Genomic DNA, 16,496 nt, shown 5'->3' with positions numbered 1-16,496 from the left:
GTCCCCAGCGCGACAGGTAGGGGGTGCTTGCTTTTCACCTCCAGTCTGTCCCAGGCTTCCCCGTAGCTCCGATCTTCCAGTGTTCGGGGGGGACATGAACATCACCGACGTCCGGGTGTTTCCGGTCGAAGAGGACAAACTCAAGGCATACGTCACCATCACCCTGGATCACTGCTTCGTCGTCCGCGACCTGAAGGTGATCCATGGCTCCACCGGGCTCTTCATCGCGATGCCCGCGAAAAAACGGAAGGACGGGACCTACAAGGACATCGCCCATCCGTTGAACGCGGACACGCGCAGCCAGATGGAGCGGGTCATCCTCATCGAGTACGAGAAACACCTTCACCAGACGCAGAACGGGACGCTCGGTCCCGTGGCTGCGGAACTCGACTAACGAACTTCCCTTCCAGGCTCGCACGGGTTAGTCAGCGCCCCCATGCAGCCGTCGCGTGACTTCAAGGTGTTCGCCGGGAACTCGAACCCGGCGTTGGCGCAGCGCATCTGCGAGTACCTCCAGCGTCCCCTGGGCCAGGCGACGGTGGACACGTTCTCCGACGGGGAGATCCACGTCGAGATCGGCGAGAACGTGCGTGGACAGGACGTGTTCATCGTCCAGTCCACGTGCCCTCCGACGAACCACCACCTGATGGAGCTGCTCATCATGTGCGACGCCCTCAAGCGGGCGAGCGCCGGCTCCATCACGGCCGTGATGCCGTACTACGGCTACGCGCGGCAGGACCGGAAGGTGGCGGCCCGCACGCCCATCACCGCCAAGCTGGTGGCGGACATGCTGGAGGTCGCGGGGGTCAACCGGGTGGTGTCCATGGACATGCACGCCGGGCAGATCCAGGGCTTCTTCAACATGCCCTCGGACCACCTCTACGGCTCGCCGGTGTTCCTGGAGGACATCCGCAAGCGCTTCCCGGAGTCGGGCGAGCTGGTCATCGTCAGCCCGGACGCCGGCGGCGTGGAGCGCGCGCGCGCCTACTCCAAGCGGCTGAACACGGGGCTGGCCATCATCGACAAGCGCCGCCCGCGCCCCAACGCCTCGGAGGTGATGAACCTCATTGGCGACGTGAAGGGCAAGGACGCCATCCTGGTGGACGACATGGTGGACACCGCGGGCACGCTCGCGCAGGCCGCCCTGGCGCTGAAGGACAAGGGCGCGCGCCGGGTGGTCGCGTACGCGGTGCACCCCATCCTGTCCGGCCCCGCCATCCAGCGCATCACCGACTCCGTCCTGGAGGAGGTCGTCTTCACGGACACGGTGCCCCTGGCGCCCAACGCCAGGGCGTGCCCGAAGATCCGCGCCCTGCATACGGACGCCCTCTTCGGTGAGGCCATCGCGCGCATCCACCGCGCGGACTCGCTGAGCTCGCTGTTCGTCTGAAGTTCGTCCAGGCCCGAGTGAGCCTGGGGCCGCCTGGAAGCCGGGCGGCTTGACGAAGGACCCCGGGGGCTGGCATGTCCGGCCCCCTCCACCGGTTCAACGGGCCTCAGCACGGCCCGGGCGCCGTCTTCGGGGCCCACCATGGGGGTGGGATGCCGAGGGCGCCCGACGGACCGGTGACATTCGCGGTACCCCACCGAAAAGAGAGATTTCCATGGCCACCGACAAGAGCACCCTCGAAGCGCAGGCCCGTGAAGGTTCCGGCAAGGGCGTTGCCCGCCGCCTGCGCTCCTCCGGCCAGGTCCCCGCCGTCGTCTACGGCAAGCACCTGAAGGCGCCGCTGCACATCTCCGTGGACCCGAAGGCCATCCGCACGGCCATCAACACCCCGCACAAGCTGAACACGCTCATCCAGCTGAAGCTGGCGGGCAATGATCAGCAGGTCCTGCTGAAGGACTACCAGATGGACCCGCTCACCCGGGACATCCTGCACGCGGACTTCATCGCCGTGCGCGACAACGACCAGGTGAAGGTGAACCTGCCCGTCGTGCTCACCGGCAAGGCCGCGGGCGTGGCGGACGGCGGTCTGCTCACGCAGATCCGCCGCAACCTGGAGGTCTGGGCGCTCCCCGGCGCCATCCCGCTCCAGATCGAGGTGGACGTCACCAACCTGAAGATCGCGGAAGCCATCCACGTGAACGACGTGAAGCTCCCCGAGGGCGTGTCCGTGAAGACGCACGTCAACTACACCATCGCCGTCCTCTCCGCGCCGGAAGCGGCGGAAGCGGCTCCGGCGGCGGCGGCTGCGGCCGCGGCGGCTCCCGCGGCGGCGAAGGCGGGCGACGCGAAGGCGGCCGACGCCAAGGCCCCCGCGGCGGCCGCGGCCAAGGCCCCGGCGAAGAAGTAGTCCTCTTCCGCCGTTCGGTGTCTCTTCGCGGGGCGGGCCTCTTCCAGGGCCTGCCCCGCTGTCTTTTTCCCGGGCGCGGGCCCCTGCACGCCCCGCCCTCCTCCGGAGCCGTCCATGAAGCTCATCTGCGGGCTGGGCAACCCCGGGCGCGAGTACGAGCGCCACCGCCACAACGTCGGGTTCATGGTGGTGGACGCACTGCTCGCGCGCGCCCGCGCGGAGCTCACCCAGGACAAGTTCCAGGCGCGGGTGGGCCAGGGGACGCTGGGCGGCGAGCGCATCCTCTTCGTGGAGCCGCAGACGTACATGAACCTGTCCGGCCGCTCCGTGGCGGAGGCCGCGCGCTTCTACAAGGTCGCGGTCCAGGACGTGCTCGTGGTGCACGACGAGCTGGACCTGCCCTTCGGCCGGCTGCAGCTCAAGGCGGGCGGCGGCGCGGGCGGGCACAACGGCCTCAAGAGCATGGTGCAGTGCCTGGGCGAGGACGCCTTCATCCGCGTGCGGGTGGGCATTGGCAAGCCGGAGGGCCCCAACGCCAAGGAGCGCGTGGCGGGCTACGTGCTGTCCAACTTCGACGACGGCGAGCGCCGCCAGCTGGAGGAGCTCATCGGCAAGGCGGCGGACATGGCGGAGAGCTGGGTGCGCGACGGGCTGGCCACGGCGATGAACCGCCACAACCGCAAGGCCTGAAACGGCGGGACGGCTGCCTGCTCCCTCGGCTCCGCTTGACTTTCCAGGAGGGGTCCTCTTAGAAGCCCCTTCCCCCGGAGTGTGTCCCACGCGTGCTGGGGGATGTTCTTTCAAAGCTTCCCGTGTTCAGGCACGGGCCAAGGCGCGATGGTGACGGGCGCGCGAGAGGATTTCCCGTCCCCGGTGGTGGCCTTCGAGGGTCACCGGCCGTTTCCCCGCTCCCCGGATGGTCCGGGGGGCACTCGACCCCAAGGGGAGAGAAACATGGCAGAGACGCAGGCCGCCAAGCGGCTTCGTGAGTACGAGACCATCTTCCTGGTCAAGCCGGACCTCACCGACGACAACGTGGACAAGCTGAAGGAGCGCGTCCGCGGCATCGTTTCGCGCGAGGGCGGCAAGGTCCTCCGCTTCACGGTGTGGGGGAAGAAGAAGACGCTGTTCCCCGTGGCCAAGCAGCCGCGCGCCATCTACGTCCACACGAGCTTCCTGGGTGACGGCAAGCTGGTGGCGGAGATCGAGCGCAACCTGCGCAACCTCGACGAGGTCACCCGCTACATCTCCGTGAAGATCGCGGACGAGGTGGACCCCGAGTCGCGTCCGGTCCTCGAGGACCTGAAGCTGGCCGGCGACGTCGAGGAGACCCGTCCGGGCGCTCCCGCCGAGCGCGAGGGTGGCGGCTTCCGGAGCGAGGCGCCGGAGTTCGCGGCTGTCGATTCGGAAGAGGACTCCGCGGAGGAGGCGTAAGCCTCTTCTGACGGGTCATTCCCCCAACCTTCCAGGAAACGAGAACGTTCATGAGCAACGGCATGGATAGCAAGCAGGGCGCGGGCGCTTCCCGCGGCCCCGGTGGTGGCGGTGGCGGCTACGGCGGCGGTTCGCGCGGTGGCGACCGTGGCGGTGATCGCGGCGGTGACCGCGACCGTGGTGGTGATCGTGGCGACCGCGGCGGCATGGGCGGCGACGACGACAAGCGCGGTGGTCGTGGCTTCGGCCGCAAGAAGGTCTGCCGGTTCTGCGCGGAGAAGAACGCGTCGGTGGACTTCAAGGACCAGGCGACGCTGAAGTACTTCGTCACCGAGCGCGGCAAGATCATCCCCCGCCGCATCTCCGGCAACTGCGCGAAGCACCAGCGTGAGGTGGCGATCGCCATCAAGCGCGCCCGCGGCATCGCGCTCCTCCCCTACAACGCGGTGGTCGGCTAGCCGCCGGTCCGCAACACAGGAGACAGAAACATGAAGGTCATTCTGCGTGAGGACATCGACAACCTCGGCAAGTCCGGCGAGCTCGTCACGGTGAAGGACGGCTTCGGCCGCAACTTCCTTCTGCCGCGCAAGAAGGCGGTCCTGGCGAGCGAGCAGAACATGCGCCAGCTGGAGCACGAGAAGTCCGTGCAGACCGCTCGCAACGCCAAGCTGAAGGGCGCTGCCGACGAGCAGGCCAAGAAGCTGGGCAACGTCAAGGTCACCATCAAGCGCAAGGTCGGCGAGCAGGACAAGCTGTTCGGCTCCGTCACGGTGCTGGACATCGCCGAGGCGCTCGCGTCCCAGGGTCAGCAGGTGGATCGCCGCCAGCTGCACCTGGCCGAGCCCATCAAGTCGCTGGGCAGCTACGACGTGGAGCTGCGCCTGCACCGCGAGGTGACGGCGAAGATCAAGGTCGACGTGGTGGCCGAGTAGTCCACCGCTTCACCTGAAGCGCTCCATGGCTTCACGGGAAGGGCCGTCCGGGCAACCGGGCGGCCCTTTTCGCGTCTCGAGGGGCCCCCCAGGTCGCCGGGGGAGTCCGGCTCGCGCCGCTGCCGGTCCGTTCCACGGCATCCGCGTGGAGGCGGAGGCCCGGGCGTGGGTACTTCAGCGGCGGACACCGCCTGGAGGTCCCTGCCCATGAACGCCCCATCACGCCCCGCCGCCGCGCACCACCCCGACCTGGACTGGCTCCGGGTGCTGGCCATCGTGGTGCTGCACCTGTTCCACACAGGGATGATGTTCAACACCTGGGAGTGGCACATCAAGAGCCCCCAGGCGCTGCCCCAGCTGGAGCCCGTCATGGGCGTCCTGCACCTGGTGCGCATGCCGCTCTTGATGGTCATCTCCGGCGCGGGCACCGCGTTCGCGCTCCGGCGGCGCACGTTGGGGGCGTTCGCGAAGGACCGGACGAAGCGGCTGTTGCTGCCGCTGGTGTTCGGCATGTTCGTGGTGGTGCCGCCGCAGATCTACGTGGAGCGGCTGTTCCGGGGGCAGTTCCAGGGCGGCTACGCCGCGTTCTACCCGACGGTGTTCGACTTCGTGCCCTACCCCGCGGGCAGCTTCAGCTGGCACCATCTGTGGTTCGTGGCCTACCTGTTCCACTACTGCATCCTGGCCCTGCCCCTGTTCGCGGCGCTGCGAACGGAGCGCGGGGAGCGGTTCCTCGCGCGGGCGGACGCGTGGCTGTCGCGGGGGGTGAACGTGCTGTGGCTCGGGGTGCCGCTGGTGCTCGTCCGGGTGCTCCTGCGCGGCTTCCCGGAGACGCACGCGCTGTTCGATGATCCGCGCACCTTCCTCATGTACGGCCTGCTCTTCCTGTACGGCCACCTGCTGGGCCGCTGCCCGGGCGTGTGGGGCCGGCTGGTGACGCTGCGGCACGGGCTGCTGGCCCTGGCGGTGGCGGCGCTCGTGGTGGAGGTGGTGTGGCCGTGGCCGGTGATGCCGGTGGTGCCCGCCATCGTGGGGGGCTCCATCCTCATCTGGAGCGGGCTGCTGGTGGCGCTGGCCTACGCGCGGCGGCACATCCGCGTGTCCCCCGCGTGGCTGCCGCACGCGCAGGCGCTGTCGTATCCGTTCTACATCTTCCACCAGACGGTCATCGTGTGCGTGGGCTACCTGTGCCTGCGGCTGCCGGTGGGGCCCTGGGCCATGCTCCTGACGGTGCTGATCGTGTCCTTCGCCCTCACGCTGGCGCTGTGCGAGGCCGTGTCCCGCGTGGCGTGGCTGCGGCCGCTCTTCGGCATGAAGCCCCGCGCGGCACGGACGGTCGTCCTCGCTCAGGAGGCGGTGGGGTGAGGGACCGGGACGAGATGCCTGCCAGGCCGTGGCGCTGGCCCCAGCTGCGACTGCGCCCGGCGCTCAAGCTCCTGGCGTTCGGGTTGGCCCTGGGGCTGTGGCAGGGCAGCGCGGTGCGGCTGACGCAGCTCATGCAACGGGACCCGGGCCACTGGGCGCCGGCCTTCATCTGGGAGGTGACCAGCGCGCTGGTCGTCACGCTGCTCCTGCCCATCTTGATGACGGCGGTGCTCAACGCGCCGTCGCCTCGCGTGGGTTGGGCGCGCTTCCTGGGCATCCACGCCGCGGCGTTCCTCCTCTTCACGTCGCTGCACATCGCGGGGATGGCGGGGCTGCGGCACGCGGTCTACGCGCTGCTGGAGCTGGGGGACTACGACCTGGGGCCTCCCGTGTACGCGCTGCCGATGGAGGCCCAGAAGGACCTCATCACCTACGGCCTGGGCTGCGCGGTCATCGCGCTCGTGTACGAGTGGCGGGAGCGGCAGGCGCGAGCACTGCGGTCCGCGGAGCTGGAGGGTGAGCTGCGGGCCGCGCAGCTCCAGTCGCTCACGGGCCAGCTGCACCCGCATTTCCTCTTCAACGCGCTGCACACCATCGGGTCGGTGATGTACGAGGACCTGTCGCGCACGGACCGGCTGCTCAGCGACCTGGGCCAGCTGCTGCGCGCGAGCCTGGAGCGCACCGAGCCCACCTGGACGCTGGCCGAGGAGCGGGGACACACCGAGCGCTTCGTCGCGCTGCTCGCGGCGCGCTTCGGCGACCGGCTGGAGGTGCGCTGGGACGTGGCGCCGGGACTCGAGTCCCAGCGCGTGCCGTGCTTCGCGCTGCAGACGCTGGTGGAGAACGCGGTGAAGCACAACCAGGACCGGGTGGGGACACTGGAGGTGCGCATCCGCGCGCGCGCCGGAGCGGACCGCTGGGCGCTGGAGGTGGAGGACACCGGGCGCGGTTTCGGAGCGCCCTCCCCTGCTTCAGGGCCCGGCGTGGGGCTGACACAGCTGGGGCGCGTGCTCGCGCTGCTGCATGGCGACCGGGCCCGCCTGGAGCGCGGCGCGGGACCGGAGGGCGGCGCGTGCGTGACGGTGTGGCTGCCGCGAATGGAGGCCGCGTCATGACGGTGTTCCGCGTGCTGGTGGTGGACGACGAGGCGCCCGCGCGCGCGAAGGTGAAGCGCCTTTTGGAGGCCGACGCGCGCTTCACCTGCGTGGGCGAGGCCCCGGATGGGACGGAGGCGCTCGCGCGCATCGAGTCGCTGCGGCCGGACCTGGTGGTGCTCGACGTGCAGATGCCCGGCCTCACCGGCTTCGAGGTGCTGGAGGCGCTCGGACCGGACGCCTGTCCCGCCGTCATCTTCTCCACCGCCTACGAACGCTTCGCGCTCCAGGCCTTCGAGGCGCACGCGGCGGACTACCTCCTCAAGCCCTATGACGCCGGCCGCTTCAGCCGGGCGCTCGACAAGGCCCATGCGCTGCTGAGCGCGGGCACCCACGGCGCGGCCGCGCTGGACGCCCTGCTCGCCACGGTGGCCCGGGCCCGCCCGGAGCGCCCCCTGGAGCGGCTGGTGGTGAAGGTGGGCGAAGGCTGGGTCCCGCTGCGCCTGGACACCGTGTGGCGCCTGTCCTCGGAGGACAAGTACGTGCGGCTGTACACCGCCCAGGGCGAGCACCTGGTGCGACAGACGCTGCGGGCCCTGGAGGAGCGCCTGGACCCGACCCGCTTCGTGCGCGTGCACCGCGGCGACCTGGTGAACCTGGAGGCCGTGGCCCGCCTGGAGCCGTGGACCCACGGGGACGGCATCCTCGTGCTGAAGGACGGCGCCACGGTGATCCTCAGTCGCACCTACCGGGAGGCCTTCCTCCAGCAGTGGGGCGCCGCCGAATAGCCCGACGCGCCGGGTCGGTTCACCCGGCGACCGGGCGGAGGTGCCACGGCGGGTCATGGCATCCCTCCCAGACCTACCGGGTGCTACAGGTCTGTTGAATGGAAACTGGACGTTCGCTGGAACGTGTCAGACGCTGCCTGTAGAGGTTCCAAGCAGCCATGCAGAACGTCCTGGACGGTAGGGAAGGACGGCGGGTCCACGAGGATCTCGCCGCGGAGCGTGCGGTGCTGGGCGCCGTGCTGGCGGACAACGGGCTCATCACGCCCGTGGCGGAGGTCGTCCACGCGGACGACTTCGCCAGCCCTTCGCACGCGCAGATCTTCGCCGCGATGATGCGGCTGGATCAGCAGAGCAAGCAGGTGGACCACCTGACGCTCGCGGAGGAGCTGAAGATCCTCGGCCAGCTGGTCGCGGTGGGCGGCCCCGCGTACCTGATGGGCCTGGACCAGGTCGTCCCGCTGGCGGCCAACGCCGTGCAGTACGCCCACATCGTCAAGGACCAGGCGCTGCGGCGGCGCCTGGCCAACGTGGGCCGGGAGATCCAGGACCTCGCCAGCCAGGAGACGGGCGAGCTGGACGTCCTGCTCGACGAGGCCGAGCGCAAGGTCTTCCTCCTCGCGGAGAAGAAGCGCGAAGGCGACCTGCGGCCGGTCAGCGAGCTGATGGAGCAGACGCTCGACCTGCTGGACAAGATGAAGACCGCGGCGACGGGCGTGACGGGCCTGTCCACGGGCTACATCGACCTGGACAACCAACTCACTGGCCTGCACGCCGGCGAGCTCATCATCCTCGCGGCGCGTCCCGGCGTGGGCAAGACGTCCTTCGCCATGAACATCGCGGTGCACGCGGCGCTCAAGGAGAACAAGGCGGTCGGCATCTTCAGCCTGGAAATGCCCGCGGATCAGCTGCTCATGCGTCTGCTCGCGTCCACGGCGCGCGTGGACATGAAGAAGCTCAGAGGCGGCCGGCTCTCCCCGCACGACGAGGAGAAGTTCCAGGAGATGGCGGGCGCGCTCTACAACGCGCCCATCTACATCGACGACTCCGGCGGCCTGTCCCCGTTCGACCTGCGCGCGAAGGCGCGGCGCGTGAAGCAGAAGGACCCCCGGCTGTCGCTGCTCGTCATCGACTACCTCCAGCTGATGCACCAGAAGGGCAAGGTGGAGAGCCGCCAGTTGGAAGTGGCGGAGATCTCCCGCGCGCTCAAGCAGCTGGCCAAGGAGCTGGAGGTGCCCATCATCGCGCTCAGCCAGCTCAGCCGTAAGGTGGAGGAGCGCAAGGGCGGCAAGCCCATGCTGTCCGACCTGCGTGAGTCCGGCTCCATCGAACAGGACGCCGACGTGGTGATGTTCATCCACCGCGAGACGGAGGAGGACGGCGGCGAAGGGGGTGGCGGTGGAGGGGGCGGCGGTGGCGGTGGCGGCGGAGGGGGCGCGAGCAGCACGGTCATCCCCGTGGAGCTCATCGTCGCCAAGCAGCGAAACGGCCCCATCGGCTCCATCGACCTGGTGTTCCTCGCGGAGTACACGCGCTTCGAAAGCCGCGCCCGCAGCGAGTAGCCCTCTTTTGCGTCAGTCCCGGCCGGTGCGCAGGTAGCCCGTGACGTGCTCGCGGGCCGCCCGCACCGCGGCCTCCGGCCCGGTGCCCCGGCCCAGCTCCGCCGCCAGCGCGGACGCCAGCCGGCAGCCCGTGCCCCGGCGCTCCGGAGGCCGCTTCAGCCTCCGCCCCCGCATCACCAACGTGCGCCCGGAGAAGGCCAGCACGTCCGCCAGGCCCTGCCCTTCCGGCAGGTGCCCGCCCTTCACCAGCACCGCGCCGAAGCCGCGCTGACACAGCGCCTCCGCCGCCTCCTGCGCGTCCTCCACCGTGCCCAGCGCGGGCCGGCCCAAAAGCCACGCGGCCTCGTCCAGGTTCGGCGTCACCAGCACGCGCGGGCCCGCCAGCGCCAGGTAGTGCCGGGGCGTCAGCCGCGACAGCTGCTGCCCTCGCGACGAGCGCACCACCGGGTCCACCACCCACCAGGCGTCCGCGTCCTTGAGCGCCGCCTTCGCCGTGGAGAGCTGCGACGGGCCGGGCACCACGCCCCACTTCACCGCGTGCACGGGGCCCCACTCGCGCGCGGCCGCCACCTGCGCGGCCAGCATGCGCGGGGAGGCCGGCACCACCGCGAACGTGTGCGAGCCCTGCGCCGTCTGGGCCGTGGGCACCGCCACCGCGTCGCCGCCCCGCGCCCGCACCGCGGCCACGTCCGCCAGGAGCCCCGCCCTGCCCGTGGGCTCCAGTCCCGCCAGGAGCAGGACGCGCGGCCTCACCGGCGGTGCTCTCGCGCCTTCTGCACCAGCGACTTGTAGACGCCCAGGTGCACCGGGATGGTCCCCAGCATCAGCTCCGGGTGCCACTGCACGCCCAGCGCGAACGCGTGCGCGGTGGATTCAATCGCCTCCACCACGCCGTCCGGAGACACCGCGCTCACCGTCACGTCCGTGCCCGGCTTGTTCACCGCCTGGTGGTGCGTGGAGTTCACCATCAGCTGCCCGTGCCCCACCGCCTCCGCCAGCAGCGTGCCGTTCTTCACCTCCACCGGGTGCTGCGGCTGGGTGCGGTCGTGCTTCTGCTCGTGGTCGCGCGCGCCGGGCACCTCGCGCGGGATGTCCTGGAACAGCGTGCCGCCCAGCACCACGGCCAAGAGCTGCATGCCGCCGCACACGCCCAGCACCGGCAGGTTGCGCTTGAGCGCGCCCCGGATGAGCTGCGCCTCGAAGGCCGTGCGGCCCTCCTTCAGCGGCCCCATGCCGTCCCGGGCCTCCTCGCCGTACGCAGACGGAGGGATGTCGAACGCGCCGCCCGTCACCACCAGCCCGGACACCCGCTCCAGGTAGGCGTCCACGCAGGACGCGTCGTCGGTGTACGGCAGCACGAAGGGCAGGCCCCCCGCGCGCAGCACCGCCTCCGCGTAGGGCACCTTCAGCTCGTAGCGGGGGAAGGCGGAGTCGGCCGGCTGGACCCAGTCCGGGCTGAGGCCGATGTTGGGACGACGCGGGGTCGTCCCGTGATGACGCGGTGGAGGATGGTTCATGGTGGGGGAGCTCCCTCGGGTTAGAGGCCAGTCCCCCGCGCGCTGTCAAACGCGGCGGCAAGCTGGCGCACCCGCTCGGCGATGTCCTGGGCGAGCAGGGCGTCGGACACCACCGCCGCGCCGTGCGCCCCCGTCGCCGCCACCTGCGCGATGTTCGCCAGGCCCACCCCGCCAATCCCCACCACCGGCAGCGGGCTCTCCGCCACCACCCGCCGGAAGGCCTCCAGCCCCAGCACCGGCGCCCGCACCACCTTCGTGGTGGTGCCGAACAGCGGCCCCACGCCCACGTAGTCCGCCCCCGCCGCCAGGGCCGCCCGCGCCCCTTCCGTCCCCCGCGCCGTGACGCCCACGTACCTTGCCGGGCCCAACAGCTCCCGCGCCGCCTCCGGGGGCAGGTCCTCGTCCCCCACGTGCACCCCGTGCGCGTCCGACAGCAGCGCCAGGTCCACCCGGTCGTTGATGAGGCACACACAGCCCGCCTCCCGGCAGCGGGCCACCACCTCCCGGGCCGCGGCCAGCGCCTCCCGGGGCGGGGTGTGCTTCATGCGCAGTTGGAGGACGCGGGCGCCGCCAGCGAGCAGGCGCAGGGCCTTGTCCACCAGGGACAGCTCCGGGCGGACGCTGTCGTCCACCAACAGGTACGGGCCTTGGGGAAGCGGAGGGCGGGGCGAGACGTTCATCGGATTCCGGGCCTGGGGACAGCGGCGTTGACAGGCGCCCCTCCTGCTATAAGGTGCCGCGCTGTTTTCCAAGCAATTCCGAGGATTTGAATCATGGCTGAAGGCATCAACCCGAAGCACCTCGACAAGCGCACCGCGGATCGCTACCAGCGCAGCGGCCAGGTGGACGAGGACGCGTACAAGAAGCACCTCGAGGAGCTGCCGGACGTGGCCGACAAGGCCGTCCCCATCGAGACGCTGATGGATGGCGACATCGAGGACGACTTCGATGACGAGGACGAGGACGAGGACGACACGGACGACGACGCCTCCGACGAGGACGACGCGGACGAGCCGGCCGACGAAGAGGACAAGGCGTCCGAATGAGCCCTTCGGAGAAGCGGGGTGAGACCTTCGTGATGACGGGGGAAGCGAGCCCCGCCTCCGAGGAGTCCCTGTCTTTCAGCACCTTCGTCGTCGGGTTGGGCTCCGCCGTCCTCATCCACCTGGGGGGCGCGCCGAACCCGGAGACGGGCCGCATGGAGAAGGACCTGTCCGCGGCCCGGCAGAACCTGGACCTCCTGGCGATGCTCCGCGAGAAGACGCGCGGCAACCTCACCGCCGAGGAGGAGAAGCTGGTGGACAACCTCCTGTCCGACCTGCGCCTGCGCTACGTGGAGGCAAGCCGGAAGTGAAGCCCCCTGAAGTCACCCGCCCGGGGGCGCTGCCCCGGGGCGTCCGCATCGCCGCCGCGCTGTGCCTGGTGCTCTCCTCCGTGACGGGGTTCCTCGCCTGCAACGAGGCCTCCGTCATGATGAACTTCGAGGCGCACCGGGAAGCGCAGCGGGAGCACACCCCCGCCCTGGCCCTGCTGGGCAAGGACCCCGCCGTCACCCAGGCCATCATGGAGGCGCAGCTGTCCGCGCTCTCCCCCATGCGCGAGTCCCGCGCCCTGGTGCTGACCGGGCTGACCATGGCCTGCACCCTGCTCTTCTTCGCCTCCAGCCGCATGCTGCGCTCCCCGGAGGGCATGCCCCGGGACGGCTTCCGGCAGCTGCTGGGCGGCGCGAGCATCTTCGCCGCGCTGATGCGCACCATCGACGGGGCCCAGTGGACCGTCGTGGCCCGGCACACCAGCCAGGCCATGGTGGAGGGGCTCAAGGGCCTGCCGGAGTTCAAGGACCCGGCCGCCGCCGAGCAGCTCCACGCGCTCGTCCCGTCCCTGATGACCCTCAGCGCGGTGCTGTCCACGGTGCTCGTCGCCGGTGGCTTCGCCCTGCTCGCCCAGTACTTCCGCAGTCAGGGCGTGCGCGAGGCCATCCTCACGCTCGACGGGCCCACCGAAGACCGCTGAGGTTGCTGGTGCGGGGCTGACGCGGCGCGGCGCGAAGGCCGTCCGCCTGCTTCAGCCCGCGTCCGTCTCCGCGCGGGGCTGGGCGGGCCCCAGCAGCAGCGCCTCCAGGGAGGCCATGGCGTCCGCTTCGGAGCCGGCGGCCGTGCCTTCCAGCGGCAGCACGCGGGCCAGCGGGGCGCGGGGCATGCGCAGGAGCTCGTCCCGGGTCAGGCCGTAGACGTACGCCAGGTGCCCCATGGGCCAGCGCGACTGGAGCCGGGCGAACGCCTCGTCGTCCAGTTCCTCCAGGGGACACGGCAGCTCCGCGTCCTCGTACACCACCTTCTCCCCACCCACCCGCCGGCCGTTGCCGTAGGCAATCACTTCCTCGCCCTCGTCCGCGTCGTACACGTAGGCGTGCACGGTGGCGTTGGCGGCGGCGGAGAGCAGGCGGGCCAGGGCGTGGTGGGCGGCGTACCAGTGGGCGCCCTGCCGGCCCTGGGAGAAGGGCCCCAGGAAGGCCAGGCGCACCACCTTGCGGCGGCGGTTGATGGTGACGCGCAGCGCCGTGGCGGCCGGGACGCTGTCCGTCGACAGGGCCTCCCGGGCCAGACGCACCAGCGCCAGCCCGGAGAAGGTGTCGAGTCGAACGAGATAGCCGCCGTGTGCGTCCAGAGTGAAGCCCCCGAGGATGGGCGCCGCCTATAACCGACCCCCCCACCCCCTGGCAACTTCGCCACCACGATTACCCGGCTGCTTCCAGCAGCTCAAAGTATTCCGGGGAAATCGCAGGGCGTACGGGCAGTGTCGCCTTGCCAAGGGGTCCCCGGCCCTTACGTTGAGTTCATGCGACTCGACAAATACACGGTGAAGGCACAGGAGGCGATCCAGGAGGGTCAATCCCTGGCTCGCCGGGCCGACAATCCCCACTACGAGCCGGAGCACCTGGCCACGGCGTTGCTGGGGCAGAAGGACGGCATCGTCGACCCCCTGCTGCGCAAGATTGGCGTGGACGTGAAGCTCTTCGCCGGCCGGCTGGGCGAGGCGCTCCAGAAGCTCCCGCGCATCCAGGGCGGCGAGAGCGCCATGCTCAGCCAGCGCCTGATGAAGACCTTCGACAAGGCGGAGGACGAGGCCAAGGCGCTGAAGGACGACTTCACGTCCTCCGAGCACCTGCTGCTCGCGCTGACCCAGGACAAGGGCGCCGTCGGCGAGGCCATGAAGTCCTCCGGCGTGACGCGCGAGCGCGTGCAGGCGGGCCTCAAGGAGGTGCGTGGCTCCTCGCGCGTGACGAGCGCCGACGCGGAGTCCACCTACCAGGCCCTGGAGAAGTACGGCCGCGACCTCACGGAGGCCGCGCGCAGCGGCAAGCTGGACCCCGTCATCGGCCGCGACGAGGAGATCCGCCGCTGCATCCAAGTGCTCAGCCGCCGCACCAAGAACAATCCCGTGCTCATCGGTGAGCCGGGCGTGGGCAAGACGGCCATCGCGGAAGGCCTCGCCCGCCGCATCGTGGACGGCGACGTGCCGGAGGGCTTGAAGAACAAGCGCCTCATCACCCTGGACCTGGGCGCCATGGTGGCCGGCGCGAAGTACCGCGGCGAGTTCGAGGAGCGCCTCAAGGCGGTGCTCAAGGAGGTCTCGGACGCGGCCGGGGAGATCATCCTCTTCATCGACGAGATGCATACGCTCGTGGGCGCCGGGAAGGCCGAGGGCGCCATGGACGCGGGCAACATGCTCAAGCCGGCGCTCGCGCGCGGCGAGCTGCACTGCATTGGCGCGACGACGCTGGACGAGTACCGCAAGCACATCGAGAAGGACGCCGCGCTGGAGCGCCGCTTCCAGCCGGTGTTCGTGGGCGAGCCCTCGGTGCACGACACCATCAGCATCCTGCGTGGCCTGAAGGAGCGCTACGAGGTGCACCACGGCGTGCGCATCCAGGACTCCGCGCTCGTCGCGGCGGCCACGCTCAGCCACCGGTACATCGCGGACCGCTTCCTGCCGGACAAGGCCATCGACCTCGTCGACGAGGCCTCCAGCCGCCTGCGCATTGAAATCGACTCCATGCCCACGGAGATCGACGACATCCGCCGCAAGGTGACGCAGCTGGAGATTGAACGCGAGGGCCTGCGCAAGGAGACGGACCCGCACTCGCGCGAGCGCCTGGCCACCATCGAGAAGGAGCTCGCGAACCTCAACGAGAAGTTCAACTCGCTCAAGGCCCACTGGGACGAGGAGAAGAAGGCCATCGCGGCGCTGCGCTCGCTCAAGGAGAAGCAGGAGAAGGCGCGCAACGACCAGGCCGCGGCCGAGCGCCAGGGCGACCTCAACCGCGCCGCGGAGCTGAAGTTCGGCGTCATCCCGGGCCTGGAGAAGGAGGTCGCGGCGCAGAACGCGAAGCTGGCGGAGCTGCAGAAGAACCAGAAGTTCCTCAAGGAGGAGGTGGACTCCGAGGACATCGCCTCCGTGGTGGCCAAGTGGACGGGCATCCCGGTCTCCAAGCTGATGGAGGGCGAGATGCAGAAGCTGGTCAAGATGGAGGACCGGCTCGCCGAGCGCGTGATTGGCCAGCGCAGCGCGATTGAGGCCGTGTCCAACGCCGTGCGCCGCGCGCGCAGCGGGCTGCAGGACCCCAACCGGCCCATCGGCTCGTTCATCTTCCTGGGCCCCACGGGCGTGGGCAAGACGGAGACGGCGAAGGCGCTGGCGGAGTTCCTCTTCGACGACGACACGGCCATGGTCCGCATCGACATGTCCGAGTACATGGAGAAGCACGCGGTGTCGCGGCTCGTCGGCGCGCCCCCGGGCTACGTCGGCTACGAGGAGGGCGGCCAGCTCACGGAGGCCGTGCGCCGCAGGCCGTACACGGTGGTGCTCTTCGACGAAATCGAGAAGGCGCACCACGACGTGTTCAACATCCTGCTGCAAATCCTCGACGAGGGCCGGGTGACGGACAGCCAGGGCCGCACGGTGGACTTCCGCAACACGGTGCTCATCCTCACGTCCAACATCGGCTCGCAGGCCATCCAGGAGGGCATGGCGGGCACGGACGTGCTGAACGAGAAGACGCGCGGCGAGGTGATGGAGGCGCTGCGCGGCCACTTCCGGCCGGAGTTCCTCAACCGCGTGGATGAGATCGTCGTCTTCGAGCCGCTGCGCAAGAAGGACATCTACCGCATCGTCGACATCCAGCTGGGCAAGCTCCAGAAGCTGCTCCAGGCCAAGCGCCTCACGCTGGACCTGACGGACAGCGCGCGGGAGCTGCTGGCGGAGCGCGGCTACGACCCCACGTACGGCGCCCGGCCGCTGAAGCGCGCCGTGCAGAAGTACCTGCTGGATCCGCTCGCGCTCAAGGTGCTCAACGGCGAGTTCGCGCCGGGCGAGCACATCCAGGCGGACGCGGGCCCCGACGGGCTCACCTTCGCCAAGGTGCTGGTGGACAACTCGAAGGGCGTGAAGAAGACGGCGTAGTCCGCTTCACGAGACCGGGGATTCGCTTCAACGGCGGGCCGCCTTCC

At 70.2% G+C, this 16,496-nt stretch carries 19 protein-coding genes; 15 read left to right on the top strand and 4 right to left on the bottom strand.

Going from position 1 to position 16,496, the window contains the following annotated elements; translation table 11 throughout:
* The first annotated feature begins 94 nt into the window (after positions 1 to 94).
* From spoVG to dnaB, 11 genes are all read left to right on the top strand, one after another.
* Entirely contained in the window at positions 95 to 394 is a 300-nt protein-coding gene (gene spoVG, locus AABA78_RS20540) for a septation regulator SpoVG (protein ID WP_171420857.1), read from the top strand.
* A 42-nt stretch (positions 395 to 436) separates the two neighbouring features.
* Positions 437 to 1,390, top strand: coding sequence for a ribose-phosphate pyrophosphokinase (locus AABA78_RS20535; protein ID WP_338264886.1), 954 nt, complete (start codon positions 437 to 439; stop codon positions 1,388 to 1,390).
* 214 nt (positions 1,391 to 1,604) lie between these two features.
* Complete coding sequence (locus AABA78_RS20530) at positions 1,605 to 2,297, top strand: 50S ribosomal protein L25/general stress protein Ctc (protein ID WP_171420859.1); 693 nt, start codon at positions 1,605 to 1,607, stop codon at positions 2,295 to 2,297.
* Positions 2,298 to 2,411: 114 nt separating this feature from the next.
* Complete coding sequence (pth, locus tag AABA78_RS20525) at positions 2,412 to 2,987, top strand: aminoacyl-tRNA hydrolase (RefSeq protein ID WP_338264884.1); 576 nt, start codon at positions 2,412 to 2,414, stop codon at positions 2,985 to 2,987.
* 264 nt (positions 2,988 to 3,251) lie between these two features.
* Positions 3,252 to 3,731, top strand: a complete 480-nt coding sequence (gene rpsF / locus AABA78_RS20520; protein WP_120524745.1) for a 30S ribosomal protein S6 — start codon at positions 3,252 to 3,254, stop codon at positions 3,729 to 3,731.
* Between the two features lie 50 nt (positions 3,732 to 3,781).
* The gene (rpsR, locus tag AABA78_RS20515; protein ID WP_171420861.1) at positions 3,782 to 4,189 is read left to right on the top strand and encodes a 30S ribosomal protein S18; all 408 of its coding nucleotides are present in this window, start codon (positions 3,782 to 3,784) and stop codon (positions 4,187 to 4,189) included.
* 30 nt (positions 4,190 to 4,219) lie between these two features.
* Positions 4,220 to 4,663, top strand: coding sequence for a 50S ribosomal protein L9 (gene rplI, locus AABA78_RS20510; protein WP_120524743.1), 444 nt, complete (start codon positions 4,220 to 4,222; stop codon positions 4,661 to 4,663).
* A gap of 207 nt (positions 4,664 to 4,870) precedes the next feature.
* Entirely contained in the window at positions 4,871 to 6,028 is a 1,158-nt protein-coding gene (locus AABA78_RS20505; RefSeq protein WP_338264879.1) for an acyltransferase family protein, read from the top strand.
* Positions 6,025 to 7,143, top strand: coding sequence for a sensor histidine kinase (locus AABA78_RS20500; protein ID WP_338264877.1), 1,119 nt, complete (start codon positions 6,025 to 6,027; stop codon positions 7,141 to 7,143). The genes AABA78_RS20505 and AABA78_RS20500 overlap by 4 nt, the downstream gene beginning before the upstream one ends.
* Positions 7,140 to 7,910, top strand: coding sequence for a LytR/AlgR family response regulator transcription factor (locus AABA78_RS20495; protein WP_338264876.1), 771 nt, complete (start codon positions 7,140 to 7,142; stop codon positions 7,908 to 7,910). Before AABA78_RS20500 ends, AABA78_RS20495 begins: the two co-directional genes overlap by 4 nt.
* Before the next feature lie 158 nt (positions 7,911 to 8,068).
* Entirely contained in the window at positions 8,069 to 9,469 is a 1,401-nt protein-coding gene (gene dnaB / locus AABA78_RS20490) for a replicative DNA helicase (protein WP_338264874.1), read from the top strand.
* Positions 9,470 to 9,481: 12 nt separating this feature from the next.
* Here the strand turns inward: dnaB and thiD are convergent, their stop codons facing one another.
* Genes thiD through thiE form a run of 3 tightly spaced genes read right to left on the bottom strand, consistent with a single transcriptional unit; the run spans position 9,482 to position 11,666 of the window.
* On the bottom strand, positions 9,482 to 10,222 hold the full coding sequence (thiD, locus tag AABA78_RS20485; RefSeq protein WP_338264872.1) for a bifunctional hydroxymethylpyrimidine kinase/phosphomethylpyrimidine kinase: 741 nt from the start codon (positions 10,220 to 10,222) through the stop codon (positions 9,482 to 9,484).
* Positions 10,219 to 10,986, bottom strand: coding sequence for a gamma-glutamyl-gamma-aminobutyrate hydrolase family protein (locus tag AABA78_RS20480; RefSeq protein ID WP_171422206.1), 768 nt, complete (start codon positions 10,984 to 10,986; stop codon positions 10,219 to 10,221). Before AABA78_RS20480 ends, thiD begins: the two co-directional genes overlap by 4 nt.
* 20 nt (positions 10,987 to 11,006) lie before the next feature.
* Positions 11,007 to 11,666 (bottom strand): thiamine phosphate synthase, encoded by a 660-nt coding sequence (thiE, locus tag AABA78_RS20475; protein ID WP_338264869.1) that lies wholly within the window; start codon positions 11,664 to 11,666, stop codon positions 11,007 to 11,009.
* A 93-nt stretch (positions 11,667 to 11,759) separates the two neighbouring features.
* On the opposite strand from thiE, the gene AABA78_RS20470 reads away from it, so the two are divergent.
* From AABA78_RS20470 to AABA78_RS20460, 3 genes are read left to right on the top strand one after another with little or no spacing between them, the layout of a single operon-like run.
* Complete coding sequence (locus tag AABA78_RS20470; RefSeq protein ID WP_120525621.1) at positions 11,760 to 12,032, top strand: hypothetical protein; 273 nt, start codon at positions 11,760 to 11,762, stop codon at positions 12,030 to 12,032.
* Positions 12,029 to 12,340 (top strand): DUF1844 domain-containing protein, encoded by a 312-nt coding sequence (locus AABA78_RS20465; RefSeq protein ID WP_338264867.1) that lies wholly within the window; start codon positions 12,029 to 12,031, stop codon positions 12,338 to 12,340. Before AABA78_RS20470 ends, AABA78_RS20465 begins: the two co-directional genes overlap by 4 nt.
* Entirely contained in the window at positions 12,337 to 12,999 is a 663-nt protein-coding gene (locus tag AABA78_RS20460; protein ID WP_338264866.1) for a hypothetical protein, read from the top strand. Before AABA78_RS20465 ends, AABA78_RS20460 begins: the two co-directional genes overlap by 4 nt.
* 51 nt (positions 13,000 to 13,050) lie before the next feature.
* Here AABA78_RS20460 and AABA78_RS20455 read toward each other — a convergent pair whose 3' ends face one another.
* Complete coding sequence (locus AABA78_RS20455; RefSeq protein ID WP_338264864.1) at positions 13,051 to 13,596, bottom strand: hypothetical protein; 546 nt, start codon at positions 13,594 to 13,596, stop codon at positions 13,051 to 13,053.
* Between the two features lie 228 nt (positions 13,597 to 13,824).
* On the opposite strand from AABA78_RS20455, the gene clpB reads away from it, so the two are divergent.
* Entirely contained in the window at positions 13,825 to 16,449 is a 2,625-nt protein-coding gene (gene clpB, locus AABA78_RS20450; RefSeq protein WP_338264862.1) for an ATP-dependent chaperone ClpB, read from the top strand.
* Positions 16,450 to 16,496 lie beyond the last annotated feature (47 nt).

The sequence above is a fragment of the Corallococcus caeni genome, from assembly GCF_036245865.1.
Classification (GTDB): domain Bacteria; phylum Myxococcota; class Myxococcia; order Myxococcales; family Myxococcaceae; genus Corallococcus; species Corallococcus caeni.
This window is presented reverse-complemented; position numbering and strand designations above follow the sequence as displayed.